The organism is Pseudomonas sp. S11P7 (assembly GCF_023195435.1).
GTDB classification, from domain to species: Bacteria; Pseudomonadota; Gammaproteobacteria; order Pseudomonadales; family Pseudomonadaceae; genus Aquipseudomonas; species Aquipseudomonas fluorescens_G.
In genome coordinates this window covers 789850-816069 of sequence record NZ_JALPKS020000002.1, presented here as the reverse complement: position 1 = coordinate 816069, position 26220 = coordinate 789850, and the positions used below count along the sequence as shown (strand labels likewise).

General features: G+C 59.9%; 25 protein-coding genes. 6 read left to right on the top strand and 19 right to left on the bottom strand.

The window, feature by feature from the left end; all coding sequences use genetic code 11:
* Window positions 1–9 precede the first annotated feature (9 nt).
* The 3 genes from def to M0746_RS03730 all read right to left on the bottom strand — a co-directional run bounded on the left by def (window position 10) and on the right by M0746_RS03730 (window position 1858).
* Window positions 10–549: a peptide deformylase gene (gene def / locus M0746_RS03740; RefSeq protein ID WP_090285516.1), complete on the bottom strand. Its 540-nt coding sequence runs from the start codon at window positions 547–549 to the stop codon at window positions 10–12.
* A gap of 2 nt (window positions 550–551) precedes the next feature.
* The gene (locus M0746_RS03735; protein ID WP_258448234.1) at window positions 552–1502 is read right to left on the bottom strand and encodes a YihY/virulence factor BrkB family protein; all 951 of its coding nucleotides are present in this window, start codon (window positions 1500–1502) and stop codon (window positions 552–554) included.
* Window positions 1503–1666: 164 nt separating this feature from the next.
* Complete coding sequence (locus M0746_RS03730) at window positions 1667–1858, bottom strand: CsbD family protein (RefSeq protein WP_208940076.1); 192 nt, start codon at window positions 1856–1858, stop codon at window positions 1667–1669.
* A gap of 192 nt (window positions 1859–2050) precedes the next feature.
* On the opposite strand from M0746_RS03730, the gene M0746_RS03725 reads away from it, so the two are divergent.
* Window positions 2051–2428 (top strand): hypothetical protein, encoded by a 378-nt coding sequence (locus M0746_RS03725; RefSeq protein ID WP_007917843.1) that lies wholly within the window; start codon window positions 2051–2053, stop codon window positions 2426–2428.
* 168 nt (window positions 2429–2596) lie between these two features.
* Here M0746_RS03725 and fadD1 read toward each other — a convergent pair whose 3' ends face one another.
* Together fadD1 and fadD2 are read right to left on the bottom strand one after the other, a co-directional pair.
* Window positions 2597–4294: a long-chain-fatty-acid--CoA ligase FadD1 gene (gene fadD1, locus M0746_RS03720; protein ID WP_258448233.1), complete on the bottom strand. Its 1698-nt coding sequence runs from the start codon at window positions 4292–4294 to the stop codon at window positions 2597–2599.
* A gap of 355 nt (window positions 4295–4649) precedes the next feature.
* Window positions 4650–6338, bottom strand: a complete 1689-nt coding sequence (gene fadD2, locus M0746_RS03715; RefSeq protein WP_258448232.1) for a long-chain-fatty-acid--CoA ligase FadD2 — start codon at window positions 6336–6338, stop codon at window positions 4650–4652.
* A gap of 200 nt (window positions 6339–6538) precedes the next feature.
* Between fadD2 and M0746_RS03710 the strand changes: the two genes are divergently transcribed.
* Both M0746_RS03710 and M0746_RS03705 read left to right on the top strand, forming a co-directional pair.
* Complete coding sequence (locus M0746_RS03710; RefSeq protein ID WP_258448231.1) at window positions 6539–7483, top strand: alpha/beta hydrolase; 945 nt, start codon at window positions 6539–6541, stop codon at window positions 7481–7483.
* A gap of 41 nt (window positions 7484–7524) precedes the next feature.
* Window positions 7525–7995: a MaoC family dehydratase gene (locus tag M0746_RS03705; protein WP_003227420.1), complete on the top strand. Its 471-nt coding sequence runs from the start codon at window positions 7525–7527 to the stop codon at window positions 7993–7995.
* Window positions 7996–8121: 126 nt separating this feature from the next.
* Here M0746_RS03705 and M0746_RS03700 read toward each other — a convergent pair whose 3' ends face one another.
* Window positions 8122–8589, bottom strand: a complete 468-nt coding sequence (locus tag M0746_RS03700; RefSeq protein WP_258448230.1) for a ferritin-like domain-containing protein — start codon at window positions 8587–8589, stop codon at window positions 8122–8124.
* Window positions 8590–8793: 204 nt separating this feature from the next.
* Here M0746_RS03700 and M0746_RS03695 point away from each other — a divergent pair, with 204 nt between their 5' ends.
* Both M0746_RS03695 and M0746_RS03690 read left to right on the top strand, forming a co-directional pair.
* Window positions 8794–9030, top strand: a complete 237-nt coding sequence (locus M0746_RS03695; RefSeq protein ID WP_208940070.1) for a DUF3820 family protein — start codon at window positions 8794–8796, stop codon at window positions 9028–9030.
* 30 nt (window positions 9031–9060) lie between these two features.
* Window positions 9061–10242: an aminotransferase class V-fold PLP-dependent enzyme gene (locus M0746_RS03690; RefSeq protein WP_208940069.1), complete on the top strand. Its 1182-nt coding sequence runs from the start codon at window positions 9061–9063 to the stop codon at window positions 10240–10242.
* Here M0746_RS03690 and M0746_RS03685 read toward each other — a convergent pair.
* The 4 genes from M0746_RS03685 to zwf form a co-directional block, all read right to left on the bottom strand.
* Window positions 10239–10814 (bottom strand): hypothetical protein, encoded by a 576-nt coding sequence (locus M0746_RS03685; RefSeq protein WP_258448229.1) that lies wholly within the window; start codon window positions 10812–10814, stop codon window positions 10239–10241. The genes M0746_RS03690 and M0746_RS03685 overlap by 4 nt on opposite strands.
* Window positions 10815–11000: 186 nt before the next feature.
* Window positions 11001–11666, bottom strand: a complete 666-nt coding sequence (locus M0746_RS03680) for a bifunctional 4-hydroxy-2-oxoglutarate aldolase/2-dehydro-3-deoxy-phosphogluconate aldolase (protein ID WP_090285536.1) — start codon at window positions 11664–11666, stop codon at window positions 11001–11003.
* 17 nt (window positions 11667–11683) lie between these two features.
* On the bottom strand, window positions 11684–12397 hold the full coding sequence (gene pgl / locus M0746_RS03675; RefSeq protein WP_258448228.1) for a 6-phosphogluconolactonase: 714 nt from the start codon (window positions 12395–12397) through the stop codon (window positions 11684–11686).
* Window positions 12384–13850, bottom strand: a complete 1467-nt coding sequence (gene zwf, locus M0746_RS03670; protein WP_093099054.1) for a glucose-6-phosphate dehydrogenase — start codon at window positions 13848–13850, stop codon at window positions 12384–12386. Before zwf ends, pgl begins: the two co-directional genes overlap by 14 nt.
* 226 nt (window positions 13851–14076) lie before the next feature.
* Here zwf and M0746_RS03665 point away from each other — a divergent pair, with 226 nt between their 5' ends.
* A complete protein-coding gene (locus M0746_RS03665) occupies window positions 14077–14937 on the top strand; it encodes a MurR/RpiR family transcriptional regulator (RefSeq protein ID WP_169842436.1) in 861 nt (286 codons plus the stop codon).
* A 218-nt stretch (window positions 14938–15155) separates the two neighbouring features.
* Here the strand turns inward: M0746_RS03665 and M0746_RS03660 are convergent, their stop codons facing one another.
* The 9 genes from M0746_RS03660 to M0746_RS03620 all read right to left on the bottom strand — a co-directional run bounded on the left by M0746_RS03660 (window position 15156) and on the right by M0746_RS03620 (window position 26156).
* On the bottom strand, window positions 15156–16010 hold the full coding sequence (locus M0746_RS03660; RefSeq protein ID WP_133339717.1) for a D-hexose-6-phosphate mutarotase: 855 nt from the start codon (window positions 16008–16010) through the stop codon (window positions 15156–15158).
* A 371-nt stretch (window positions 16011–16381) separates the two neighbouring features.
* Window positions 16382–17731, bottom strand: a complete 1350-nt coding sequence (locus M0746_RS03655) for a carbohydrate porin (RefSeq protein ID WP_208940065.1) — start codon at window positions 17729–17731, stop codon at window positions 16382–16384.
* Window positions 17732–17953: 222 nt separating this feature from the next.
* Window positions 17954–19114, bottom strand: coding sequence for an ABC transporter ATP-binding protein (locus M0746_RS03650; protein ID WP_258448227.1), 1161 nt, complete (start codon window positions 19112–19114; stop codon window positions 17954–17956).
* Window positions 19115–19116: 2 nt separating this feature from the next.
* Window positions 19117–19962, bottom strand: a complete 846-nt coding sequence (locus M0746_RS03645) for a carbohydrate ABC transporter permease (protein ID WP_090285550.1) — start codon at window positions 19960–19962, stop codon at window positions 19117–19119.
* The gene (locus M0746_RS03640; protein ID WP_042607263.1) at window positions 19955–20863 is read right to left on the bottom strand and encodes a carbohydrate ABC transporter permease; all 909 of its coding nucleotides are present in this window, start codon (window positions 20861–20863) and stop codon (window positions 19955–19957) included. Before M0746_RS03640 ends, M0746_RS03645 begins: the two co-directional genes overlap by 8 nt.
* Before the next feature lie 119 nt (window positions 20864–20982).
* Window positions 20983–22284 carry an ABC transporter substrate-binding protein gene (locus M0746_RS03635; RefSeq protein ID WP_090285552.1) on the bottom strand — a complete coding sequence of 434 codons (1302 nt, stop codon included), beginning with the start codon at window positions 22282–22284 and terminating at the stop codon, window positions 20983–20985.
* 118 nt (window positions 22285–22402) lie between these two features.
* Window positions 22403–23662 (bottom strand): D-mannose isomerase, encoded by a 1260-nt coding sequence (locus M0746_RS03630; protein WP_258448226.1) that lies wholly within the window; start codon window positions 23660–23662, stop codon window positions 22403–22405.
* Between the two features lie 303 nt (window positions 23663–23965).
* Window positions 23966–25435, bottom strand: a complete 1470-nt coding sequence (locus M0746_RS03625; RefSeq protein ID WP_208940061.1) for an ATP-binding protein — start codon at window positions 25433–25435, stop codon at window positions 23966–23968.
* Entirely contained in the window at window positions 25425–26156 is a 732-nt protein-coding gene (locus M0746_RS03620) for a response regulator (RefSeq protein WP_090285558.1), read from the bottom strand. Before M0746_RS03620 ends, M0746_RS03625 begins: the two co-directional genes overlap by 11 nt.
* Between the last annotated feature and the right edge of the window lie 64 nt (window positions 26157–26220).

Genomic DNA, 26220 nt, shown 5'->3' with positions numbered 1-26220 from the left:
GCCCCCGAGTCAGTCGTCAGCGTTGGGATCAAGATCCGGAAACATCACTTCGGTAAAACCGAACTTGCTGAAATCGGTAATGCGCGACGGGTACAGCCGGCCGATCAGATGGTCGCACTCATGCTGCACCACCCGCGCATGAAAGCCTGAAGCCACGCGCACGATCGGCTCGCCCTTCGGATCGAAACCCTCATAGCGAATCTGCTGATAGCGATCCACCGCCCCACGCAAGCCGGGCACGGACAGACAACCTTCGAAGCCCTCTTCCGTGTACGGATTCAACGGTGTGATCAGCGGGTTGATCAGGATCGTCTGCGGCACCGCTTCGGCATCCGGATAGCGCTCGCTGTGCTCGAAACCAAAGATCACCAGTTGCAGATCGACGCCGATCTGCGGCGCGGCCAGGCCGACACCGCCGACGCTTTCCATGGTCTGGAACATGTCGTCGATCAGTTGCCACAGCTCGGCGCTGTTGAACATCTCCGGCGGAACCGGCGGGGCGATGCGCAGCAGACGCTCGTCGCCCATTTTGAGAATTTCACGGATCATGGTCAGACTTCATCAGTGTCCGGCTTGAGCGAGTGATCGCGCCCCAGGCCCGAGACATGTTGTTTGGGATGTTCGTCGGGCTCGTCGGGGGCTTTCTCGCCCTTGTCCTTGCCTTCGCTGGACATGTGCTCGATCACCGCGTTCATTTCCGCGCCGAGCAGCAGCACCGCTGCGGAAATGTAGAAATACAGCAACAGCACGATGATCGCCCCGATGCTGCCATACATCGCGTTGTAGTTGGCGAAGGTTTTCACGTAGAAGGCGAACCCCAACGACGCCAGGATCCACACCACCACGGCCAGCACCGAACCTGGGGTGATGAAGCGGAACTCCTGTTTCACGTCGGGCATGACGTAGTAGATCAGGGCCACGGCGATCATCATCAAAATTACGATCACCGGCCAGCGCGCGATCGTCCACACGGTCACAATGAAGTCCTCCAGCCCCACTTGCGCGGCGATCCAGCCCATCACCTGCGGCCCAAGCACCATCAGCGCCGCCGCGACCAGCAACATGCCGGCAATGCCCACCGTGTAGACAATCGACAGCGGGAAGCGCTTCCAGATCGGCCGGCCTTCGACCACGTCGTACGCTGCGTTCATCGCGCTCATCATCAGGCGCACGCCGGCCGAAGCCGTATACAGGGCGATGACGATACCGATCGACAGCAGGCCGCCCTTGGATTGCTGCAACTGGTCGATCACCGGGTTGACCTGCTCCAGCGCCTGCGGCGGCAGCACCAGTTCCGATTGCAGGCGCAGCCAGGAAAAGAAATCCGGCAAGTGCAGGAAACCGATCAGCGCGATCAGGAACAGAATGAACGGGAACAACGAGAACAGCATCTGGTAGGCCAGTGCCGAGGCATAGGTCGACATTTCGTCGTCGACGAATTCAGTGACCGTGCGCACCATCACCCGGTGCAGGGGCAGACCTTTCATGTCCGGAAAAATCATTCGCGTCTCCTTTCGCCGCAGTACAGGTTGAAGTCGTGGCGACTCAGGGGCCGTTTTTTACATCACGTTAGCCTGTTTGGCGATCTTCGTCGGCATCCGCAGGTTTTTTGACACAAAAACGGCCATCCTTGGATGGCCGTTCGTGTGATTCGTTCAAGGTTGGATTACGCCTTGTCGACGCCTTTTTTCACCGCGTCCTTGGCGTTGCCAACCGCTTGTTGGGCTTCGCCTTTTTTCTCCTGAATCTTGCCTTCCGCATGCAGCCTGTCGTTGTCAGTAGCTTTGCCGACACCTTGCTTGATGTTGCCGACTGCTTCGTTGGCCATGCCTTTTACTTTATCGCCTGTGCTACTCATGGTGTTTCTCCGTGATGCATAAAGGGAAGAAAGTCGGTACGTAACGATTGACTGGAGCGCTTCGCTGCAAGTTTCATTTATTTGCCGCTCATTTCGTCGCGGCGCGCAGGTTGCGCTTTATGTTTGCCGACATTGCCTTGAGAATGCTCACCCATGGGCGCTGGGCGCCAGACACCGATCCGCAGGAATGTTATGAAACTCGATAAAACGCAGGCCATCGCCCGTCGCAACAAGGAACTGGGCGGCGCCGTGCTTGGCACCAACAACTGCCACTTCGCTGAACTGAACCGCAACCGCAACATCTGGTGGTTCGACCTGCCGGTGTCGCGCCTGGCGATCGGTCAGTACGAGTGGATTCACCTGCTGATGCACACCCCGGCCACCGATGAGCTGCTGCACCTGAAAGTGCCAACGGTGTTCCTGCGCGAAAAACTCGAAGGGCTGGTGATTCGCAATGAAGGCAAGCGTAAAGCGGCGTTGAGCCTGGAACTGAGTGCGGACAAGGATTCGTATCTGCAGGACATGCGGCCGGCGGGGACCAATGTGAATTTTGCGCCGTTTCGTCAGTAACAGCTTCGCGAGCAGGCTCGCTCCCACAGGGGAATGCATCTCGGGACGCTCTGCGTCCCTGCAGTGCTGGACGCAGAGCGTCCGGGGCGGCATTCCCACGCAGAGCGTGGGAACGATCAAGCCGTACCAAGCACCCACAAAAAGCCCCGCATTTGCGGGGCTTTTTATTTACGCGGCGGACTTGGCCTTGATCTTCTTCAGCTCTTCATCACGCAGTTCGCGGCGCAGGATCTTGCCGACGTTGGTGGTCGGCAGCGCATCGCGGAACTCCACCGAACGCGGCACCTTGTAGCCGGTGACGTTGGCGCGCATGTGGTCCATGACCTGCTCTTTGGTCAGGGTCACGCCCGGTTTGGCAACGATGAAAATCTTGATCGCTTCACCCGACTTTTCGTCCGGCACGCCGATGGCCGCGCATTGCAGCACGCCCGGCAAGGTTGCCAGCACGTCTTCCAGTTCGTTCGGGTAGACGTTGAAACCTGAGACCAGAATCATGTCTTTCTTGCGATCGACGATGCGCATGTAGCCGTCCGGCTGGATCAGCGCGATGTCGCCGGTCTTCAGCCAGCCATCGCTGTCGAGCATTTCATCGGTGGCTTCCTGACGCTGCCAGTAACCCTTCATCACTTGCGGACCTTTGACGCACAGTTCGCCGATTTCACCCAGCGGCTGCTCGACACCGGCATCGTCGATGACTTTGCACAGGGTCGATGGCACGGGAATGCCGATGGTGCCGATCTGAATGTGCTGGATCGGGTTGACCGTGGCCACCGGGCTGGTTTCGGTCATGCCATAGCCTTCGCAGATGGCGCAACCGGTTACCGCTTTCCAGCGTTCGGCAGCGGCCAGTTGCAGGGCCATGCCACCGGACAGGGTGACTTTCAGCGCGGAGAAATCCAGCTTGCGGAACGCTTCGTTGTTGCACAGCGCGACGAACAAGGTGTTAAGGCCGACAAAGCCGCTGAACTTCCACTTCGACAGTTCCTTGACCATCGCCGGCAAGTCGCGCGGGTTGCTGATCAGGATGTTGTGGTTGCCGATCAGCATCATCGCCATGCAATGAAAGGTGAACGCATAGATGTGGTACAGCGGCAGCGGCGTGATCAGGATCTCGCAACCTTCATTGAGGTTGGAACCCATCAGCGCCTTGCACTGCAGCATGTTGGCGACCAGGTTGCGGTGGGTCAGCATCGCGCCCTTGGCCACGCCGGTGGTGCCGCCGGTGTATTGCAGCACCGCCACATCGCCGCTGTGCGGATTGGCTTCGGCCACAGGCTGGCCGTGGCCCTTGCTCAGCACATCGTTGAACTTGACGGCTTTGGGCAAGTGATAAGCCGGCACCATCTTCTTCACGTACTTGATGACGCTGTTGATCAGCAGGCGCTTGAGCGGCGGCAACAGGTCGGCGACTTCAGTGACGATGACGTGCTTGACGCCGGTTTTCGGCACCACGGCTTCAGCCAGGTGCGCCATGTTCGCCAGGCACACCAGCGCTTTTGCGCCGGAGTCGTTGAATTGGTGTTCCATTTCCCGCGCGGTGTACAGCGGGTTGGTGTTGACCACGATCAGCCCGGCGCGAATCGCCCCGAAGACGGCGACCGGGTACTGCAGCACGTTGGGCAGTTGCACGGCGATTCGATCGCCCGGTTGCAAATCGGTATGCTGTTGCAGATACGCAGCAAACGCCCCGGACAATTCGTACAATTCACCGTAGGTGATCGTCTTGCCGAGGTTGCTGAAAGCCGGTTTGTTGGCGAAGCGCTGGCAGGATTGCTTCAACACTGCCTGAATGTTCGGATACTCGTCCGGATTGATGTCGGCAGCGATTCCAGCCGGGTATTTATCCTTCCAAAAGTCTTCGATCATGGAAGCCCACTCCTCAGCAACGCGAATTCTTCACCGCATTTGATGCGATTATTATTGGTGTGTGTTTTGTATTGGTGAATCTGGCTTTTACACAGGCCGAGAAGTCACAAAGCGCGCCGAGAGTAGCAGCTTTGCCGAGGGTCGACTAGAGCCAAAAGCGGCCCCTACAGTCATATTGATGACTCAAGACTATCTAGCAGTCATTTTAGAGCAAAAATCCTAGAAACCCGCAAAAGCCCCGGTTTTCAGGGGCGCCAAACAAAATCGCGAGCAGGCTCACTCCTACAGAGATCACTTACATCCCCTGTAGGAGTGAGCCTGCTCGCGATCCGCCCCAAGCGCGGCCATTCACCGGTCAGGCGATATCCCGCAACTCCCGCCGCAGAATTTTGCCGACAGGCGTCATCGGCAATGACTCACGCAAGACGATGTGTTTCGGCACCTTGTACGCGGTGAAATTCTCTTTGCAGTAGGCTTTCAGCTCTTCGAGGCTGACGCCGCTTTCACGCGCCACCACAAACAGCTTCACCGCCTCGCCCGAACGCTCGTCCGGCACGCCGATCACTGCGCAGTTGGCGACTTTCGGGTGAGCCATGACCACGTCTTCGATTTCGTTCGGGTACACGTTGAAGCCGGAAACGATGATCATGTCTTTCTTGCGATCGACGATGCGCACAAAACCATCGGGGTCGATCACGGCGATGTCGCCGGATTTGAACCAGCCTTCGGCATCCAGCACTTCGGCGGTGGCTTCGGGTTTGTTCCAGTAACCCTTCATGATTTGCGGACCCTTGATGCACAACTCGCCGCGCTCGCCCAAGGGCTGCTCGGCGCCGTCGTCACTGATCACTTTCAACAGCGTACCGGGCACCGGCAAACCGACCGTGCCCAGACGCGATTGATCGCCGTAGGGATTGGTGCAGGCCACCGGCGAGGTTTCGGTGAGACCGTAACCCTCGGTGATGCGGCAACCGGTGACCTGCTCCCAGCGTTCAGCCGTGGCCTTGACCAGCGCGGTGCCGCCGGAGTTGGTCAGTTTCAGGCTGGAGAAATCCAGCGTCTTGAAATCCGGATGTTCCATCAGCGCCACAAACAAGGTGTTCAAACCCAGCAGCGCCGAGAAGCGCCAGTTTTTCAGCTCCTTGATGAAGCCGGCAATGTCCCGCGGGTTGGTGATCAAGACGTTGTGGTTGCCCGAAACCATCATGCACATGCAGTTCGCGGTGAACGCATAGATGTGGTACAGCGGCAGCGGCGCCACCATCACTTCCTGGCCCTCACGCAACAGCGGTTGGCCGTCCGGACCGAGTTGCGCGAGGCAGGCGCGCACTTGCTGCATGTTGGCGACGAGATTGCCATGAGTGAGCATCGCGCCCTTGGCCAGGCCAGTGGTGCCGCCGGTGTATTGCAGCACGGCGATATCGTCGAGCGTCACCTTGAGCGGTTTGATCCCCAGGCCACGGCCCATGCGCAATGCGCTTTTGAAAGAAATCGCCTGCGGCAGCGAATAGGCCGGGACCATTTTCTTCACTTTGCTGACCACGGTGTTGACCAGCCAGCCCTTGGCGGTGGGCATCAGGTCGCCCATCTTCGCTTCGATCAGGTATTGAATGTCGGTGTCGGGCAGCACCTCCTGGACTTTCTGCCCGAACACGTTCAGGTACACCAGCGCACGGGCGCCGGAATCCTTGAACTGGTGACGCATCTCCCGCGCGGTGTACAGCGGGTTGGTGTTGACCACGATCAGACCGGCGCGCAAGGCGCCGAACACGGCGATTGGATAATGCAGGACGTTGGGCATCTGTACCGCAATGCGATCCCCCGGAACCAGATCGGTATGCGCCTGCAGATAACCGGCGAACGCGGCGCTCTGGCGTTCAAGCTCGGCGTAGGTCAGCGTGATGCCCATGTTGCTGAACGCCGGACGATCAGCGAACTTCTTGCAGGAACGCTCGAACACTTCGATTACCGACTTGAACTCAGTCATGTCGATGTCCAGCGGTACGCCGGCCGGGCGCTTGTCGTTCCAGAAATCAGGTTGCATTGTTCTTGTCCTCTTTACCTGAGCCGATCCGGGGGCCGCTTCTGTCATTTCTGAAAAAGCGGAGCTTCACGGACACTAGCAGCTATGGCCATTCAGGCAAATATGAGCAAAGCCGTCATTGATCGTGTGAATCTTCCTCCCGTGGCGTGGGCTGATCAGACGCGCTATACAATGTGCGGACTCTGAGCAAAGGAAGCGCCATGATCCACGACACCTTCTGGCTGGACGCGAGTGACCGCAGCCGGCTCTTCGTCAATCAATGGCTGCCCGCTGCACCGTTGAAAGCGCTGATTCTGGTGGCGCATGGCATGGCGGAACACAGCGGCCGCTACGCACGGATCGCTGAAACCTTTTGCGACAAAGGTTATGGCGTATACGCACCGGACTTGCGTGGCCATGGCCGAACCGCGCAGCACGGCACGCTCGGTCATTACGCCGATGCTGACGGTTGGTGCAAAGTGCTCGGCGATCTGGCCAGCCTCAACCAACACATCGGCCAGCAACACCCCGGCGTGCCGATCATTCTGCTCGGGCACAGCATGGGCAGTTACCTCGCCCAGGGTTATCTGCTGCACCACAGCGCCAGCCTGCACGGGGCGATTCTCAGCGGCTCGAATTTTCAACCGGTCGCGCTGTACCGCGCTGCGCGGCAGATTGCCCGCCTGGAAAAACTGCGTCAGGGCGGCAAAGGCCGCAGTGCGCTGATCGAGTGGCTGTCGTTCGGCTCGTTCAACAATACATTCAAACCGGTGCGCACGCCGTTCGACTGGCTTAGCCGTGATCCGGCCGAAGTCGACAAATACGCCAGCGACCCACTCTGTGGCTTTCGCTGCACCAATCAATTATGGATCGACTTGCTCGGCGGCTTGCAGCAGATCAGCAAAGCGTCCAATCTCGCCCAGATCGATCCGGGCCTGCCGCTGCTGGTCATCGGCGGCGAATGTGATCCGGTGAGTGAAGGCAAGCGTCTGACAGATCTGGCCAACGCCTTGCGCGCGGCCGGCAGCCAGCACCTGCAATTGAAGATCTATGCGCAGGCCCGGCACGAATTGTTCAACGAAACCAACCGCGACGAAGTGATTGCCGATGTGCTGGCCTGGATTGATCAGGCCTTGAGCCATCCGCGTGCGCATCGCAGCGAATAATTTTTGCGGATTGACTCAGTCCGCCACAGGAATCGACACCGATGACCCAGGTTACCAACATCCCTTACGAAGCCCTCGAAGTCGGCCAGACCGCCAGCTACAGCAAGACCGTCGAAGAGCGCGACATTCAACTGTTTGCCGCGATGTCGGGCGACCACAACCCGGTGCACCTGGACGCCGAGTTTGCCGCGGCGAGCATGTTCAAGGAGCGTATCGCCCATGGCATGTTCAGCGGCGCGCTGATCAGCGCGGCGGTAGCGTGCGAGCTGCCTGGGCCGGGGACTATTTATATCGGCCAGCAGATGAGCTTTCAGAAGCCGGTGAAGATTGGCGACACGTTGACCGTGCGCCTGGAAATTCTCGAGAAGCTGCCGAAATTTCGCGTACGCATTGCGACTCGCGTGTTCAACCAGCGTGATGAGTTGGTGGTGGATGGGGAGGCCGAGATTCTCGCGCCACGCAAACAGCAGACAGTGACGTTGCCGACGTTGCCGGCGATCAGTATTGGCTGATGGATAACGCATAACAAAAGTGGGAGCGAGCCTGCTCGCGAAGGGGTCGTGTCAGCAACAGTATCGTTGCATGACACACCGCATTCGCGAGCAGGCTCGCTCCCACACTTTGTGTCAGCAAAACCCTTACGAGTTAGCGCGAGCCTGGTTACGCAGGGCTTTCACCTGATCGTGGTTGCGTTGTACGCCGTGGTACTGACGCTCAACCACATCCTTGATGCCCACCAGGTTGTGCTTGTTGATCTTCTCGAGCGCTTCACGATAAGCCTTCAGCGCATGGTCTTCACCGCGCTCGGCTTCGTTCAGCACAGCCTCTTCGTCTTTGCCGGTGAACATGGCTTTGACGTCGACCCAGCGACGGTGCAGGTCACCGCTGACGCTGGTGGAAGTTTCCGGATCGCCGCCCAGCTTGCGGACTTCTGCTTGCAGGTCTGCTGCAGCGGTGCGGCAATCATCGGAGCGAGTTGCAAACAGCTTTTTCAGTTCTGGGTGCTTGATGTCTTCGGCGCAAGTCTTGAACCCTTCCTGACCGTCCTTGCAGGTTTCAATCAGGTCGTTGAGTACAGAAATGGCTTCTTTGTTTACGTCAGTCATTTTCCAATTCCTTGCGGTTGGTTGAAGATGCAAGGAATATTGCAGTGTGCGTGCCAGCTTCGCTTTCAAAAATAAACCGTTTATTTTCAATAAGTTATAAAACATTGAACCATCTGTATGCTGGTTTTTTGCATGATCTGTCATTTGGCCTGCATGCAGAATGCCTGTATTTTCCCCGTTAGCTTTGAAGCCAGACGAAGAACGATGAATCCCGAAAAAATCGAATTGCTGATCACCCGCGAAATGCCCTTCGGCAAATACAAGGGCCGGATCATCGCCGACCTGCCGGGGCCTTACCTGAACTGGTTCGCCCGTCAGGGTTTTCCCCACGGCGAACTCGGCGGCCTGCTCGCGCTGATGCACGAGATCGACCACAACGGCCTCTCCGATCTGCTCGAACCGCTGCGCGCCAAACATGGCAAACCCGCACCGCGCCATTGAAGCGCCCTCCTCTTTAAGAGCTCGTCGACCATGCCCGATAACACCCGCCGCGCCCGTGACGAAGACTTTTGGCGAACGTTTGCCGACCGTTATGACGTTCAGCCCGGCCCCGTGAACCTTGAGAACGGTTATTTCGGACGCATGTCGCGCACGGTGATCGAGGAATACCAGCGCAATATCGAACTAATCAACAGCAGCAACTCGGTGTATGCGCGCCAGCGTTTCGAGCAGCACGACAACCTCGAAATCCGCGCGCAACTGGCCGAGCTGATCGGCGTGCGCGCGCAAAGCCTGGCCTTCACCCGCAACGCCACCGAAGGCCTGCAATCGCTGATCCGCAACTACAACCGTTTGCAGCCTGGCGATCAGGTGCTGATCAGCGATCTGGAATACGACACGGTCAAAGGCGCCATGCGCTGGCTGGCCCGGCAGCGCGGCGCCGAGGTGATCGAGATCGCCCATGCGCACCCGGCCAGCTTCGACAGCCTGCTGGAGACCTACCGCGAAGCGTTCACTCGCCAGCCAAAACTGAAATTGATGGCGCTGACTCACGTTACCCACCGCACCGGTCTGGTCATGCCGGTGGAGGCCATCGCTGCGCTGGCGAAAGAACATGGCGTCGACATCATCCTCGATGGCGCCCACGCCCTCGGCCAGATCGATTTCGATCTCGACGCCCTCGGCATCGCGTTCGCCGGCTACAACCTGCACAAGTGGATTGGCGCCCCGCTGACGCTCGGTTTCCTTTACATCGCACCGCAACGTCTGGCCGATATCGATCCAGACATGGGCGAGATGCACTTCCCGGCCAACGACGTGCGCGCACGCACCTCGTACAGCACGCCGAACATTCCGGCGCTGATGACTTTGCCGCTGGTGTTCGAGGAACACGCTGCACTCGGTGGCGCCGCCGCCAAAGGGGCGCGCCTCAATTACCTGCGCAATCTCTGGGTCGGCGCGGTGCGGCACTTGCCGGGCATCGAAGTGATGACCCCGGACGATCCACGCTTGTATTGCGGGATCACTTCGCTGCGCTTCACCCGCCACGACGATCAACAGGCGATGGCCGAGCGACTGCTCAATGAATACAACCTGTTCACCGTGGTCCGCCATGGCGCCGCCAGCGGACCGAGCATCCGCGTCACACCGGGGCTGACCACCACTGCGGCAGACATGCAGCGGCTGGTACGTGCGCTGCAAGAGCTGCGCTAGAACGGCGAGATGGGCTGCTTGTCGTAGCCCGCCACGCCGATTTGCGATGACAAGGCAAAGGTGTCGATGCCGATTGTCAGGCTGGCGTAGTAGCCGTCATCCAGGCCATGGTCTGTGATCGGGCGCACCATCAGCCGCGCCGCATCGTCATCTACAACTGCACAATTGCAGACGCCCGGCAGATGCACGCTACCTGCCCAGGCTTCCTGATAGAGCTGCGGTTGTTGATCGTCGCTGGCGAGGGCGACACTCAGAGCGAGGCAAGCAAAGGCGCTGTGCCGATCCGGGTAAAGGCTGGTGAAACGAACAATGCCCTGACTGTCGGTCGACTGGCTACCGCACAACGTCTCGGCGCCGTTGTGCTGCTCGATCCGCACCAGCGCGCCAACGACCGGCGCGCCGGTCATGGCGTCGACCAATGCCAGCCGCAACAGCAGCGGCGGGCCTTCGAGGCCTCGGCTGATGTTGCGTACGCCTGGCGAGGTTTCGCGCTGTTTAAAACTGTGCGCGACGGGCAACTGTTGCGGGGGCAGAGATTCAATTGATAAAGCTACAGTCTGATGGTCGTCCATGAGGCGTTCTCTCTTCCGTAAGATGAACGCAGATTAGCGCCACACAAAAACGGCCGTGCGGTAACTGTGTATCGCGTGATTTCCTGGCGCTTTTTTTAGGCAAAAAAAAACGGTGCACCGACCAAGCGCACCGTAAAGCCGTAGAACACACAACGAAGTGTCAGGTAACAATTGAATCCGGCGGGATCAGTCCAGCAGCGCCAGGGCTTCGGCGGTGCACTCCTGAATACGCGCCCAGTCGCCGTTCTTGATCCATTCTGGATCGAGCATCCAGCTACCGCCGACGCACATGACGTTTTTCAGCGCCATGTAGCTCTTGATGTTGGCCGGGCCGACACCGCCGGTCGGGCAGAATTTCACTTCGCCAAACGGGCCGCCAAGGGCCTTGATTGCCGCCACGCCGCCGCTGACTTCAGCCGGGAACAGCTTGAAGCGACGATAACCCAGGCCGTAGCCTTCCATGATGCCGGACGCGTTGCTGATGCCCGGCAACAGCGGAATCGGGCTGTCGACGCTGGCTTCAAGCAGGTCACGGGTGATGCCCGGGGTGACGATGAATTGCGAACCGGCCGCTTCCGCCGCTGCGAGCATGTTGCGATCGAGCACGGTGCCGGCACCGGTCATCAATTCCGGACGCTGTTCGCGCAGGATCTGAATGGCCTTGAGGCCGAACTGCGAACGCAGGGTCACTTCCAGCGCGGTCAGGCCACCGGCAGCCAGGGCGTCGGCCAATGGCAGGACGTCCTGTTCGCGGGCGATGGTGATCACCGGCAGGATCCGCGCCTTGGCGCAGAGGCTGTCGATCAGGGCAACTTTGTCCGCCATGGAAACGGTTGGGGATGCAATTGTCATAGCGGCTGTTCCTTGGCTCATGGGCACCAGTAAATCTCTAACGTAGGTTGCAGGAATGCGCGCACCGGCATGGCCGCGACGTCATCGGATGCCAGCGCGGCATTCAGGGTGGTCAGTTTCGATTGACCGGAAATCGACAGGATCTTGTGCTTCGCCGAAGCCAGCAGCGCCCGACTCATGGTCAGACGCTGACGGGGCACACTCGGCGCCAGCATCGGCCAGCAACGGCGCGTGCCGTCGGCCTGCAACGCTTCAGTCAGATTGGGACTGTCAGGGAACAGCGACGCGGTGTGGCCGTCATCGCCCATGCCCAGCACCAGCACGTCGATCGGCGGCAGCTCGGCGAGCAAACGGTCAGCCTGCTCGGCGGCCTGCTCAACGTTGGCTGCCGCGCTGTAGAGACTGAGAAATTGCGCCTTGGCTGCCGGGCCCTTAAGCAGGTATTGCTTGAGCAGGCCGGCATTGCTGTCGGCGTGCTCGACCGGCACCCAGCGCTCGTCGGCAAGGGTCACGACGACTTTCGACCAGTCCAGATCCGCTTTCGCCAGGTGCTGGAAAAACGCCACCGGGCTACGACCGCCGGACACCACCAGCACGGCGTTGCCGCGCGCGCCAATGGCTTCGCGCAATTGCGCGGCCACGTTCAGCGCCAGACCTTCGGCCAACAACACCGGGCTGTTGAATTCGTGGGCATTTACGCCCGCAGGCAGTTGCACATCAGATATCGCCATACCACGACCTCCCGTCCCGCGTGATCAGTGCGATAGAGCTCATCGGCCCCCACGACCCGGCCGCATACGGCTTGGGCGCGTCACCGGATTTTTTCCACCCGGCGATCAGTTGGTCACACCACTTCCACGCGGCTTCGATTTCATCTTTACGGACAAACAGGTTCTGATTGCCGTTCATCACTTCCAGCAACAACCGCTCGTAGGCGTCGGGGATCCGCGCGCTACGCCAGGTGTCGGAGAAATTCAGTTGCAGCGGCCCGCTGCGCAGTTGCATGCCTTTATCCAGGCCCTGCTCTTTGGTCATCACGCGCAAGGAAATGCCTTCGTCCGGCTGCAGGCGGATGATCAGTTTGTTGCTGATCTGCAGGCGCTGCTCCGGAGCGAAGATGTAGTGCGACGGTTCCTTGAAGTGGATGACGATCTGCGACAGCTTCTGCGGCATGCGCTTGCCAGTGCGCAGGTAGAACGGCACGCCGGCCCAGCGCCAGTTGCGGATGTCGGCACGCAGGGCGACGAAGGTTTCGGTGTCGCTCTGGGTGTTGGAATTCGGTTCTTCGAGATAGCCCGGAACGGATTTGCCTTCGCTGTGGCCGGCAATGTACTGGCCGCGTACCACTTGCGTGGTCAGGCCTTCCGGACTGATCGGCGCCAGGGCCTTGAGCACTTTCACTTTCTCGTCACGGATGCTGTCGGCGGACAGGTCAGCCGGCGGGTCCATGGCGATCAGGCAAAGCAACTGCAACAGGTGATTCTGGATCATGTCGCGCAGTTGGCCGGCCTTGTCGAAGTAGCCCCAACGGCCTTCGATACCGACTTTCTCGGCCACGGTGATTTCCACGTGGGAAATGTAATTCTGGTTCCACTGGGTTTCGAACAGGCTGTTGGCGAAACGCAGGGCGATCAGGTTCTGAACGGTCTCTTTGCCCAGGTAATGGTCGATGCGGTAGGTGCGGTCTTCCGGGAAGAACTGCGCCACGGCGTCGTTGACCTTGCGCGACGATTCCAGGTCAGAGCCGATCGGTTTTTCCAGCACCACGCGGGTGTTTTCCGCTAGACCGACCTTCTCCAGGTTCTCGCAAATCGCGCCGTATACGGCTGCCGGCGTGGCGAAGTAGGCAATCATGCGCTGGCTGCTGCCGGCCATTTCTGCCAGCGCGACATAGTCTTCAGCCTTGAGGAAGTCGACATGCAGGTAGGTCAGGCGCGCGAGAAAGCGCTCGGCCACGGTTTCGTTCAGCTCTTTGCCGACGTAGCGGCGCAGTTCGGCGGCGATGAACGCCATGTGTTGCTGCTCGCTGCCGGCTTCACGGGCCAGCGCGATGATGCGCGTGTCCTCGTGCAACAGGTCAGCGCCATCGAGGTGATAAAGGGCAGGAAACAGCTTGCGCAGGGCGAGATCGCCAAGGGCGCCGAACAAGGCAAAGGTGCACGGTTCAACCGTAATCGAAGGCATGATGTTTGTTCTTTTATCAAGTTAAGCTACAAATACCTTTTTTCAAGGCATCACTCAAGGGAAAATGTAGTAATAACCACAACATTTTCGCAAAATACAGATTCCGAGTGGTGGACCCTCGGACGCATCAGTAGGATAGGCCACCGTTACGGGCCATATCAAAGGCCCAATTTGCATAGCCCGGCGCACCTTTGCGTCGGTGAATCAGGAATTCCATATGGACCGCGTGCGAAATTTACTGGAACAGATCCAGAGTCGCCTTGAAGAGCTGAACAAGGCCGAACGTAAGGTCGCCGAGGTGATTCTGCTCAACCCGCAGCAGGCCACCCGCTTCAGCATCGCCGCCCTCGCCCAGGCGGCATCGGTGAGCGAGCCGACGGTCAACCGTTTCTGCCGCTCGTTCGGTGTCAGCGGCTACCCCGAACTCAAGCTGCAACTGGCGCAGAGCCTGGCCAGCGGCGCGGCGTATGTCAGCCGCGCGGTCGAGGCCGACGACAATCCAGAGGCGTATACGCAGAAGATTTTCGGCAGTGCCATCGCCTCGCTGGACAGCGCGTGTCAGGCACTCGACCCGAACCTGATCAGCCGCGCCGTCGACCTGTTGATCCAGGCCCGGCAGATCCACTTCTTCGGCCTCGGCGCTTCAGCCCCGGTGGCGCTGGATGCGCAGCACAAGTTTTTCCGCTTCAACCTGGCGGTGACCGCGCATGCCGATGTGCTGATGCAGCGGATGATCGCTTCGGTGGCGCACACCGGCGAGCTGTTCGTGATCATTTCCTACACCGGGCGCACCCGTGAGCTGGTGGAAGTGGCGCGTATCGCCCGTGAGAACGGCGCTTCGGTATTGGGCCTGACCGCGGAGAATTCGCCGCTGGCCAAGGCCAGTACGCTGAGCCTGAACATTCCGCTGCCGGAAGACACCGACATCTATATGCCGATGACCTCGCGGATCATTCAGTTGACTGTGCTGGATGTGCTGGCGACCGGGATGACGTTACGTCGCGGGGTGGATTTCCAGCCGCATCTGCGCAAGATCAAAGAGAGCTTGAATGCGAGCCGGTATCCGGTTGGAGACGAGTTCAACTGAAGCGTTAAAAGCGAAAAGCCAACCCTCACCCCAGCCCTCTCCCAGAGGGAGAGGGGGCCGAACGAGGTGTCTTGAGTCGTACATCGACCTGAATGATCCAGTCGATTATGGATTCAGCACTGCACTTTCACGTCGGCGTAATTCTTCAGCATCCCCCATTCGGTCCCCTCTCCCTCCGGGAGAGGGCTAGGGTGAGGGTAGCGGCGTACTTGACACACTCAAGCCGCAGCCCACGCCTGCAAACTCAAATGCGCCTTCTCCCCCGGCGCCAGGTGCAGACTGTCGGTCCCGCCCGCCGCCGCTTCGACGCAGACAAACTCGGATATCTCATCCCAGCTCACCCCGAGCAACGGCCGTGCGCCCGGATGCCACACCACGGTGTCGCCGCTGTCGCCGGTATCGATGCACAACTCGCGCTGCCAGGCGTGATCCTTGAGCTGCAATTCGCCGTCATGCTGGAACACCCGCTGACAGCCGCCGTCCACGCGCAACTCGCCTTCCTGCTGGCAAACCTGGCGATTCAACTGGTCGTAACCCTGCGCGCCTTCGAGCCCAGACAGCGCTATCTCACCGACATCGCCAATACGCCAATACGCGTGCAAAGCCTGGCTCAACTGGCACGGCATGTCGTCCTGATGCTCGGTGCTCAGGCGCAATTCCATGCGTTCACCCAGATGCGCGTGCAGGTCGACCTGCCAGTCGCACAGTTGCAATTGCCAGTGCAGGCGTACGCCATCTTCGGCGCTGCTGCTGTCGAGCAGTTTCCAGTCGAGCAGTCGCGCCCAGCCATGCGACGGCCAGGCATTTTCGCTGGGATGACGGCCATACCACGGCCAGCACACCGGCACGCCACCGCGGATCGCGCCGACATGCGGCCACTTCGCCGCGCACCACAACCACGGTTTTTGCCCGCGCGGCTGAAAGTGCAGCAATTGCGCGCCCTGCCGACTGAACACCGCCTGACACAACGGATGATCGATCACCAGCACATCGCGCAGCTGATAGCGTTCCCAAGCGAACACCGGTCGCTCGCGCAGGGACTTGAAGAAGCGTTGCAGCGGATGCTCATGCATTGGCCACGGTCCTGAAATCGTTGGGCTGCGCCCTGCCCCAAAAAAAAGCGGACAGCCTAGGGGCGTTCTCAATTGTTTTTCCCACCGCGCCGGGTCTGCTGTTGTGCAGGGCAAGGCGCGAGAAGCGTAGTTTGGTCATTCCAAATAAGCTTCGAGCAACGCAGCCCTGCACAACAGCAGGCCCGGCCCTTTGTTGTGCCTTAAAGCGAGCCAGGCTGCGTTGCAGGCCTTGGAAAGGGAACAACCATTCCCATCGGCCTGCGCCTTGCCTGGCTCGCTTTAAGGCGACAACGCGGCGGGTAAAACAATTGAGAACGCCCCCTCGCTGTCCGCAAATATGCGCACATAGAGAGGAGCTTATCGCAGACGCGTTAGAACGTTGACTGAATTTTCAGGCCAGCGACCAAAGCGTTGTCCACTTCATCCACACCACCCGGATGAGTGATGTATTGCAGGTTGGGACGCACGGTCAGCCAGTTGGTGACGTGGAAGCCGTAGTTGAGCTCGTAGTTGTATTCGGTTTCACGGATCGGCGAGAACGCGGCGTTGTCGTAGTCGGATACACCGTTGGAGGCGTTCAGCAGTTCAGCGTTGCGCTTGACGTCCTTGTTGACGTGGATACGCGCTGCACCAATACCGATGTCATCTTTCGGACGGGCATCGAACGGGCCTTTGTAGACAAACATCACCGACTGATAGTTATCGATGAAGTTGGTGTCCTTGTCGTGGAAGGTCGCGTTGGCCGCGATGTTCAGGCCGCGAGTGGCGTCACCGTTGTGGCTGGTGAGTTGCTGTTGCGCGACGAACCAGTAACCGCTCTTGCTGTTGTGCGACTTGTAGGCATCGCCCGTGGTCGCTGCGTCGAAACCGTTGACGTCTTCGCGAACGTCGTCAGCATCAGCCGTGCTCTTGTAGTAACCGACGCGGTATTCGCCCGGCAGGCTGTTGACCTTCGGCGACCAGACCAGTTCGACCGGCAGAACAGTACCCTTGGTGCCGCTGCCGCTGAGTTTGAAACCGTTGCCGTGTTCCAGCTGCGACGGGTTCTGGTTGTACGCACCGATTTGCGCGTAGAGCTCGTCGTTGATGTTGTACTTCACACGAATCGCGGCCTGGCTGACCGGCCAGTTGTACCAGATGTTGGTCGCCCAGTTACCCACTTGCGAACCGCAGAACGCGAGGTTCTGGAAGTCGCACGGGAAGGTGTTGAAGTCTTCGCCTTCACCGAAGTAACCGGCCTTGACGTCGAGTTTGTTGTCGAAGAACTGGTGCTGAATCCACAACTGGGTCAGACGCACCATGTGCCCGCGACCGTAGACTTCCTGCGAGGAGCTGAGGGTGCCGGCACGCGGATCGCCAACGCGGTCGTTGGAGATGTTGTAGCCGTTACGGTTGGTCAGCTGGATCTTCGCCTGGGTGTTGTCCCAGCCCCACAGTTTCTGCAGGTCGAGCGCCACGCCGAGGCCGAACTGGTCGCTGTAGCGGCCGGTCTTGTCGTCGTCATAGCCGCCGTGCAGGTTGGCGCCCATCTCGCCAACGTAGTCGGCCTTGATGTCGATACCCTGCTCGATCAGCTTGGTCCGCTCTCCGCCCCAGTCACCGGTCATCCATTTGGAGTCGGAGCTGAACGCATCCGCCGCCATTGCATTACCGGCCAGCACCAGTGCTGCCGCCGCAGAAACCTGGCAGATCAACCGGGCATTGACGTGTTTCATTTTCATCCCTACATCCTCGTCTTTATTGTTATTAACTGTTTTTATCTAACGCGGTTTACATAAAGTGCGACGAATGACAGGCCATTCACCGCGTGCTCCTTTTCTGTGGAACCGGCCCATGTGGGAGCTGGCTTGCCAGCGATGGCATCAACCCGATTCGACGACGGACCGAGTTGCCTGCATCGCTGGCAAGCCAGCTCCCACAGGACAGCATTCCAACCATGTTCTTCAGCGGCCCTTGAACTGCGCCACATTCGCCGACCGGATTTCAGCCTGCGCCTGGCCCGCAACGCCCAGACGCTCGCCGGTTTTGGCGTCGAACAACAACACTTTCGACGGATCGAATTGCAGCGTCAGGCTTTCGCCCACCTGAGGTGCCACGTCTGGCGCCAGTCGGCAGCAGACCTTGGTGTCGTTCAAATTGACGAACACCAGAGTGTCCGGACCGGTCGGTTCGGTGACCTGCACTTCCGCGCGAATGCTCGGCAGGCCATTGCCTTCGCCGTTCGCCAGACAGATCTGCTCCGGGCGCAGGCCGAGGATCACTTCGCGGTCTTCAAGCCCGGCGTCCTGCATGCTCATCGGCAATTCGCAACGCGCCTGACCGCTGTCGAGCAGCGCCAGCAGGCGCCCATCCTTGCGCTGCAAACGCAGCGGAATGAAGTTCATCGGCGGCGAACCGATGAAGCTGGCGACGAACAGGTTGGCCGGATCGTTGTAGATATCCTTAGGGGTGCCGAACTGCTGAATGATTCCGTCTTTCATCACCGCAACTTTGTCGCCCAGAGTCATCGCTTCGATCTGGTCGTGGGTCACGTAAACCGTGGTGGTTTTCAGACGCTGGTGCATCAGCTTCATTTCGGTGCGCATCTCGACGCGCAGCTTGGCGTCAAGGTTGGACAGCGGTTCGTCGAACAGGTAGATCTTCGGTCGACGTGCCAGTGCACGACCCATCGCCACCCGCTGTTGCTGCCCGCCGGAGAGCTGGCCCGGCTTGCGATTGAGCAAGTGTTCGATCTGCAGCAGCTTGGCCACGCGCGCGACTTCTTCGTCGATCGCTGCCTGCGGCATCTTGCGGATCTTCAGGCCGAATTCGATGTTCTCGCGCACGCTCATGGTCGGGTACAGCGCGTAGGACTGGAACACCATGGCGATGTCACGATCCTTGGGGCTCATGCCGCTGACGTCCTGATCGCCGATCATGATCGCGCCGCCGGTGATGGTTTCCAGACCGGCGATGCAGTTCATCAAGGTTGATTTGCCGCAGCCCGACGGGCCGACGAGGATCAGGAATTCGCCGTCCTTGATCGACAGTTCGATGTTCTTCAGGGTGTCCGGCAGGCCGGCACCGTAAGTCTTGTTGACGTTGCGAAGTTCGAGCGTTGCCATGATTACCCCTTGACCGCGCCGGCCGTCAGCCCGCGCACGAAATACTTGCCTGCGACCACATAGACCAGCAGGGTCGGCAGGCCGGCGATCATCGCCGCTGCCATGTCCACGTTATATTCCTTGGCGCCGGTGCTGGTGTTGACCAGGTTGTTCAGCGCCACGGTGATCGGCTGCGAATCGCCGCTGGAGAACACCACACCGAAGAGGAAGTCGTTCCAGATCTGGGTGAACTGCCAGATCAGGCAGACCATGATGATCGGCGTCGACATCGGCAGGATGATCCGGCGGAAAATCGTGAAGAATCCCGCACCGTCCAGACGCGCAGCCTTGACCAGCGCATCGGGAATGCTCACGTAGTAGTTACGGAAGAACAGCGTGGTGAACGCCAGGCCGTAAACCACATGCACGAACACCAGGCCGGTGGTGGTGCTCGCCAGGCCCATCTTGCCGAGGGTGAACGAGGCCGGCAGCAGCACGGTCTGGAATGGCAGGAAGCAGCCGAACAGCAGCAGCCCGAAGAACAGCTGCGAACCACGGAAGCGCCACATCGACAGCACATAACCGTTCAACGCACCGATGGCGGTCGAGATGATCACGGCTGGCACGGTGATCTTGATCGAGTTCCAGAAGTAACCGTCAACCGTGGCCCAGGCCTTGACCCACCCGATGCCGCTGACCACGGTCGGCCAGCTCAGCAGGTTGCCGGTGCTGATGTCTTCGGGCGTTTTGAAGCTGGTCAGCAACATGACCACCAGCGGCACCAGATACAGAATCACCGCGAAAATCAGCACCGCGTAGATGGCGATGCGACTGAAGCTGATCGCAGGTTTGGCAGCGAGACTAGTCATTGCGCTTGGTCCTCAGCTCGGAATACAGGTAAGGCACGATGATCGCGAGGATCGCACCGAGCATCAGAATCGCACTGGCCGAGCCCATGCCCATCTGGCCGCGACTGAAGGTGAACGAATACATGAACATCGCTGGCAGGTCGGAGGAATAACCCGGACCGCCCGCAGTCATCGCGGCGACGAGGTCGAAACTCTTGATCGCGATGTGCGCCAGAATCATCACCGCACTGAAGAACACCGGACGCAGGCTTGGCAGCACCACTTTCCAGTAGATGCGCGGCATGCTCGCGCCGTCGATCTGCGCGGCACGAATGATCGATTGATCGACACCGCGCAGGCCGGCGAGGAACATCGCCATGATGAAGCCCGAGGCTTGCCACACAGCGGCAATCACCAGGCAGTAAACCACGCGATCCGGGTCGATCAGCCAGTCGAGACGGAAGCCTTCCCAGCCCCAGTCACGCAACAATTTGTCCAGGCCCATGCCCGGGTTGAGCAGCCATTTCCAAGCGGTACCGGTCACGATCATCGAGAGCGCCATCGGGTACAGGTAAATGGTGCGGATAAAGCCTTCGCGACGGATGCGCTGGTCGAGGAACACTGCCAGCAGCACACCGATCACCAGGGTGATGCCGATGAACATGCCGCCGAACACTGCAAGGTTCTTGCTCGCGACCCACCAGCGGTCGTTGTCGAACAACCGTGCGTATTGCGCCAGACCGGCCCACTTGTAGTTGGGCAGAAAAGTCGACGTGGTGAACGACAGAATGAACGTCCACAGGATGTAGCCATAGAAGCCCACCAGCACGATGAACATGCTCGGCGCCAGCACCAGTTTCGGTAGCCAGCGCTGCAATGCATCGAACGGCGAGGCCTTGCTGAACACAGCAACAGAACTCATGAGCAAATCCACAAAAGAAAGAGAAGAACAGCTGCAAGCTGCAAGCTACAAGACCAACAGCGCGCAAGCCTTTAACTTGCAGCTTGAAGCTTGATGCTTGCAGCTCGCCGTCAAGGCGCTTATTTGGCTGACTGAACCGCCGCGCCGAGTTTCTTCGCCGCATCGGCCGGGTCGGCTTTCGGGTCGTTGATGTAGTTGGTGACTACGTCAAAGAACGCGCCCTGCACCGCCAGCGTGGTCGCCATGTTGTGCGCCATGCTCGGTTGCAGGCCGCCGGACTTGGCGTCCGCGAGGAAATCCTTGGCAGCGGTCTGTGCGCAGGAGTCGAAGCCGAGCTTGTCCATGTTGTTCAACATGTCGTTGCGTACCGGGATCGAACCTTTGTTGATGCTGAAGACTTTCTGGAAGTTTTCACCCAGCACGACTTTGGCGATGTCCTGCTGACCGGCCGCAGTACCCGCGTCCTTCTGCTTGAACACGGCCAGCGAGTCGATGTTGTAGGTGAACGCTTTGTCGGTGCCCGGGAACGCTACGCACTCGTAGTCCTTGCCGGCGACTTTCTTGGCTGCGGTCCATTCGGACTTGGCCCAGTCACCCATGATCTGCATGCCGGCCTTGCCGTTGATGACCTTGGCCGCTTCGAGGTTCCAGTCCTGACCTTTGCCGTCAGCGTCCATGTAGGTCGCGACTTTCTTCAGCTCGGTGAGCGCCTTGACCATTTCCGGGCCGGTCAGCGCTTTGTTGTCGAGGTCGACCAGGGCTTTCTTGTAACCATCCACACCCATGACCGAGAGCACCACCGCTTCGAACACGGTGCTGTCCTGCCAAGGCTGACCACCGTGGGCAAGCGGGATGAAGCCTGCGGCTTTCAGCTTGTCGCCGGCAGCGTAGAACTCTTCGAGGGTGGTCGGGTTCTTGGTGATCCCGGCTTTCTTGAAGACTTCCGGGTTGATCCACAACCAGTTCACGCGGTGAATGTTCACCGGCACGGCCACGTAATCACCGTCGTACTTGACGGTATCGGAGACTTTCTTGTCGAGCAGGCTGTCCCACTTTTCCGACTTGGCGACGTCTTTCAAAACGTCGGTGTCGAGCAGGCCGGTTGACGCCCATTCCTGGATGTCCGGGCCTTTGATCTGGGCAACACCCGGCGGGTTGCCGGCAACGGCGCGGCTTTTCAGCACGGTCATGGCAGTCGCACCGCCACCGCCGGCGACAGCGCCGTCCTTCCAGGTGAAACCGTCTTTTTCGACTTGAGCCTTGAGCACATCGACAGCGGCTTTTTCGCCACCGGAGGTCCACCAGTGCACGACTTCGACCGAACCTTTGGATTCGGCAGCGGAAACACTGAGCGGCAGGATTGCGAGCGGGAACAGGGAGGCGACAGAAATGACAGTAGCGAGGCGAGAAATCGCATTCATTCGAGATGTACCTTTCTTGTTGTTATGCATTGCAAGTCTGGTGCTTGCGCTGCACGGAGTTTAAACAGAGCGTTTCCCTTCGCAGGTAACGAAGGGACGCGTAAATGTCACGATATGGTTACACAGGACTGCCGCAGGATAACCGCGCCAAAGCGGTGGCCATGCTCGGTGCCAGCGGCAATCGCGGAATCAAAACAGCCTGCCAGGCGTGATACAGATCGGGTTTGCCCGGCCAGATATCGGCACTTGGCTGGTTTAGCGGATTGAGTTCGTGATGCCAGCTGCCGTTGCAGCGATCGATGAAATGCAGTTCGCAGAATTCCCAGAACAGTCGGTACCAGGTCTCGTATTGCGCCTCGCCGGTGCGCTTGAGCAAGGCACTCGCGGCGGCGCTGGCTTCGGCGTGGGTCCAGTGCAAACGATGGCGAACCACCGCTTTGTTGTCCCAATCGAGGGTGTACACGATGCCCGGCGCGCCGTCGACGTTCCAGCCGTGGTGGCAGTTGTTGTCGAAGAGTTTTTGCGCGTCAGTGGCGAGCCAGCCCGGCGTCAGCATGCCGGCCTGGACCCGCGCCGCTTCGAGGTGCAGCAACAGCCGCGCCCACTCGAAGCCGTGGCCCGGCGTGGTGCCGTAAGGGCGGAAGCCGTCGGCGGGATTGTCTTGGTTGTAGTTACGCAGCGGCTGCCAGTCGCGATCGAAGTGTTCGATGACCATGTAATCGTTGGCCGCAGCGTGGCCGTGAATCACTCGCTCGACAATGCGCTGGGCGCGCACCAGCCAGCGCGGGTCTTCGGTGACATCAGCCAGCGCGAGAAACGCTTCGGTGGCGTGCATGTTGCTGTTGGCGCCGCGATAGGCTTCTTCTTCGCTCCAGTCGCGATTGAAGAATTCGCGCATGGCGCCCTCTTCTTCGCTCCAGAAATAGGTGTCGATGATATCGATCGCATCATCCAGTAAAGCCTGGGCGCCGGGGCGTTGTGCAACCACGGCGGAACTGGCGGCCAACGCGACAAAGGCATGCAGGTAGGCATTCTTGCCGGTGTTGTCGTCGCGGTGCTCGGCGACTGCGAACCAGCCGCCGTGCAGCGCATCGCGCAACGGCCCGCGCAACGCGGCGATGCCGTGGTCGATCAGGTCGGCAAACCCCGGCAGGCCCTGGATATGCGCCATGGCGAAGCTGTGGGTCATGCGTGCGGTGTTCATGGTTTCGGCTTGCGCGTTCGCCGGTAACCGGCCGCGCTCGTCGAGGTTGCCGAAACCTTGGGGAAGTCGTGCTGCCTTGGCGAAATCCAGCAGGCGCAGGCCTTCGGCGGCGAGCCATTGCTGGTGGGCAGGCGCGTTCAGCCAACTGCTCAAGCCTGGGTGAAAGGTGTCCATGGAGTGACCCTTTTTTGTTGTTAGGACTGCGGGCAGTCTAAACAACGGGCCGGGGTGGGCTTGTAACGAAGGGGACGGGGTTTGTCACTGACTTGTGACAAGACGCAGCAAAAAGCACCCTCACCCCAGCCCTCTCCCAGAGGGAGAGGGGGCCGACCGAGTTGTAATGAGCTTTCCGCCGACCTGAAATACCGAGTCGATTATGGATTCACCAACGCATTTGCAGGTCAGCGCAACTCAGCAGCATCCCCAATCGGTTCCCTCTCCCTCCGGGAGAGGGCTAGGGTGAGGGAAAGCTTTGACTCAATCTGCCGAACGCGGCAACTGCAACGTCACCCGCAACCCCCCTTCACGCAGATTCTGCAACGTCACTTCCCCGCCATGGCTGTGGGCAATATTGCGCGCAATCCCCAGCCCCAGCCCATACCCCTGCTGCTGCCCGGCCAGGCGGAAATGCGGTTCGAACACCTGCTCCAGGCGCTGCTCCGGCACGCCCGGGCCTTCATCGTCGACGTGCAGCACAAACGCACTTTCATCGTCATCAATGTGCAGATGCGCGTTCTGCCCGTACTTGAGCGCGTTGTCGATCAGGTTGCCGATGCAGCGTTTCAACGCCAGCGGCTTGCCCGGATACGCCGTCAGTGCGCGGCCGTGTTGGGTCACGCGGCCGTTGCCGTTCGGTGCCAGGTACGGCTCGACCAGGCAATCGAGCACATGATTGAGATCCACCGGTTCGATGTTCTCGTGGATGTCGGTGTCCTTGACGCATTGCAGCGCGCCTTTGACCAACAGCTCCAGCTCGTCCAGATCACGGCCGAACTTGGCTTGCAACTGTTCGTCTTCGAGCAGTTCGACGCGCAAGCGCAAACGCGTGATCGGCGTGCGCAGGTCATGGGAAATCGCGCTGAACAACTGGCTGCGCTCGGTCAGGTAACGGCTGATGCGCTCGCGCATGGTGTTGAATGCGCGGCCCACTTCGACCACTTCGCTGCCGCCGCCCTCGGCGACCGGCTCGACGTCGGCGCCCAGCGACAAATCCCGCGCCGAGCGCGCCAGACGCTTGAGCGGGCGGCTCTGCCAGTGCACCAAAAGACCAATGAACAGCAGCAGAAAACCGCTGGTGAGGACGATGAACCACACCTGCTGCGACGGCAGGCCTTGTTCTTCGAGACTGGTGTAGGGCTCGGGTAGCAATGAGGCGATGTACAACCATTCGCCCGGGGCCATTTGAATCTGCGTGACCAGCACCGGTGGATTGACCGGCTCCAGCGTCAGCGCGTAATGCGCCCACGAGCGCGGCAGCTCATCGAGCTTCAAACCGGCATTGAAGATGCGCAGGTCCTCAGGGCTGACGAAGGTCACCGAAATATCGGTGTCATGGCCCAGGGTCTGGCGCAGCACTTCATCCACCGCTTGCATCACCGCCGCTTTGCGCGGCGTGACCGGCAGCACGTCCATGCCCAGCGGTTTGTCATTCAGGGTCACGACGAAACGCGTACCGCCCATGCTGCGCAACTGGTCGAGAACCAGCGGCCGGTAGGCCACTGGCAGCGAGCGAAAGTAGCTGACGCTGGCGGTCATCGAATGGGCCAGGCTGCGGGCGCTGGTGACCAGCCCTTCGAGCTGCGTCGCGCGTAGCTGCGAGACCCAGATCACGCTCGACAGGGTCTGCGCAAACAGCACCGCGAGCAGGGTCAACAGCAGCATGCGTCCGAGCAACGAACGCGGCACCGGGACTTTTGCGGCGAGTTTGCGCAGCGACTCAGTGAGCATTGCCGGCAACCACGTTGGCTGCCAGTTGGTAGCCGCTGCCGCGCACGGTGCGGATCAGTCGCGGCGGTTTTTCGGTGTCGCGCAGACGCTGGCGCAAGCGGCTGACGGCCATGTCGACGATCCGGTCGAGCGGCATCAGGTCGCGGCCACGGGTGGCGTTGCCGATGGTGTCGCGGTCGAGGATTTCCTGTGGGTGATCGAGAAACAGTTTCAGCAGCGCGAAATCGGCACCAGAGAGAATCACCTCTTCGCCATCGGTGTGAAACAGCCGATGACTGACCATGTCCAGCCGCCACTCATCAAAAGCCAGCACTTCACTGCCGCTGCGTTCGTGGGCGAATTGCGCGCGGCGCAGCAGGGCCTTGATCCGCGCTTGCAGTTCGCGCGGGCTGAACGGTTTGCCGAGGTAATCGTCGGCGCCGAGTTCCAGACCGATCACGCGGTCGGCTTCGTCGGAACTGGCGGTCAGCATGATGATCGGCACCTGCGCCTGACGTGGATGCTGGCGCACCCAACGGCACAGGCTGAAGCCGTCTTCGTCGGGCAGCATGACGTCGAGAATCACCAGATCGCTCGGCGCCTCGTTGAGCGCCTGACGGAAACTGGCCCCGTCGGCGGTGGCGCGTACCTGAAACCCGGCGCGGGTCAGGTAGGTTTCCAGCAACTCGCGTATTTCCTGATCGTCATCGACCAACAATATCGACTTGTTGACTGAGCTCACTTCGAAGGCATCCTTGTTGTTGGAATTGGGGCGGATTATGCCTGATGAACTTTGGAAATTTGTT

What these genes read in the sequence shown, in the direction of transcription:
- M0746_RS03735 (WP_258448234.1), bottom strand. Translation starts at nt 1,502, where the DNA reads ATGATTTTTCCGGACATGAAAGGTCTGCCCCTGCACCGGGTGATGGTG.
- pgl (WP_258448228.1), bottom strand. Translation starts at nt 12,397, where the DNA reads ATGGCGATATCTGATGTGCAACTGCCTGCGGGCGTAAATGCCCACGAA.
- M0746_RS03705 (WP_003227420.1), top strand. Translation starts at nt 7,525, where the DNA reads ATGACCCAGGTTACCAACATCCCTTACGAAGCCCTCGAAGTCGGCCAG.
- fadD2 (WP_258448232.1), bottom strand. Translation starts at nt 6,338, where the DNA reads ATGCAACCTGATTTCTGGAACGACAAGCGCCCGGCCGGCGTACCGCTG.
- M0746_RS03635 (WP_090285552.1), bottom strand. Translation starts at nt 22,284, where the DNA reads ATGAATGCGATTTCTCGCCTCGCTACTGTCATTTCTGTCGCCTCCCTG.
- M0746_RS03725 (WP_007917843.1), top strand. Translation starts at nt 2,051, where the DNA reads ATGAAACTCGATAAAACGCAGGCCATCGCCCGTCGCAACAAGGAACTG.
- M0746_RS03630 (WP_258448226.1), bottom strand. Translation starts at nt 23,662, where the DNA reads ATGGACACCTTTCACCCAGGCTTGAGCAGTTGGCTGAACGCGCCTGCC.
- M0746_RS03680 (WP_090285536.1), bottom strand. Translation starts at nt 11,666, where the DNA reads ATGACAATTGCATCCCCAACCGTTTCCATGGCGGACAAAGTTGCCCTG.
- M0746_RS03695 (WP_208940070.1), top strand. Translation starts at nt 8,794, where the DNA reads ATGAATCCCGAAAAAATCGAATTGCTGATCACCCGCGAAATGCCCTTC.
- M0746_RS03685 (WP_258448229.1), bottom strand. Translation starts at nt 10,814, where the DNA reads ATGGACGACCATCAGACTGTAGCTTTATCAATTGAATCTCTGCCCCCG.
- M0746_RS03640 (WP_042607263.1), bottom strand. Translation starts at nt 20,863, where the DNA reads ATGAGTTCTGTTGCTGTGTTCAGCAAGGCCTCGCCGTTCGATGCATTG.
- M0746_RS03730 (WP_208940076.1), bottom strand. Translation starts at nt 1,858, where the DNA reads ATGAGTAGCACAGGCGATAAAGTAAAAGGCATGGCCAACGAAGCAGTC.
- M0746_RS03650 (WP_258448227.1), bottom strand. Translation starts at nt 19,114, where the DNA reads ATGGCAACGCTCGAACTTCGCAACGTCAACAAGACTTACGGTGCCGGC.
- def (WP_090285516.1), bottom strand. Translation starts at nt 549, where the DNA reads ATGATCCGTGAAATTCTCAAAATGGGCGACGAGCGTCTGCTGCGCATC.
- M0746_RS03625 (WP_208940061.1), bottom strand. Translation starts at nt 25,435, where the DNA reads ATGCTCACTGAGTCGCTGCGCAAACTCGCCGCAAAAGTCCCGGTGCCG.
- M0746_RS03700 (WP_258448230.1), bottom strand. Translation starts at nt 8,589, where the DNA reads ATGACTGACGTAAACAAAGAAGCCATTTCTGTACTCAACGACCTGATT.
- zwf (WP_093099054.1), bottom strand. Translation starts at nt 13,850, where the DNA reads ATGCCTTCGATTACGGTTGAACCGTGCACCTTTGCCTTGTTCGGCGCC.
- M0746_RS03660 (WP_133339717.1), bottom strand. Translation starts at nt 16,010, where the DNA reads ATGCATGAGCATCCGCTGCAACGCTTCTTCAAGTCCCTGCGCGAGCGA.
- M0746_RS03655 (WP_208940065.1), bottom strand. Translation starts at nt 17,731, where the DNA reads ATGAAAATGAAACACGTCAATGCCCGGTTGATCTGCCAGGTTTCTGCG.
- M0746_RS03690 (WP_208940069.1), top strand. Translation starts at nt 9,061, where the DNA reads ATGCCCGATAACACCCGCCGCGCCCGTGACGAAGACTTTTGGCGAACG.
- fadD1 (WP_258448233.1), bottom strand. Translation starts at nt 4,294, where the DNA reads ATGATCGAAGACTTTTGGAAGGATAAATACCCGGCTGGAATCGCTGCC.
- M0746_RS03710 (WP_258448231.1), top strand. Translation starts at nt 6,539, where the DNA reads ATGATCCACGACACCTTCTGGCTGGACGCGAGTGACCGCAGCCGGCTC.
- M0746_RS03645 (WP_090285550.1), bottom strand. Translation starts at nt 19,962, where the DNA reads ATGACTAGTCTCGCTGCCAAACCTGCGATCAGCTTCAGTCGCATCGCC.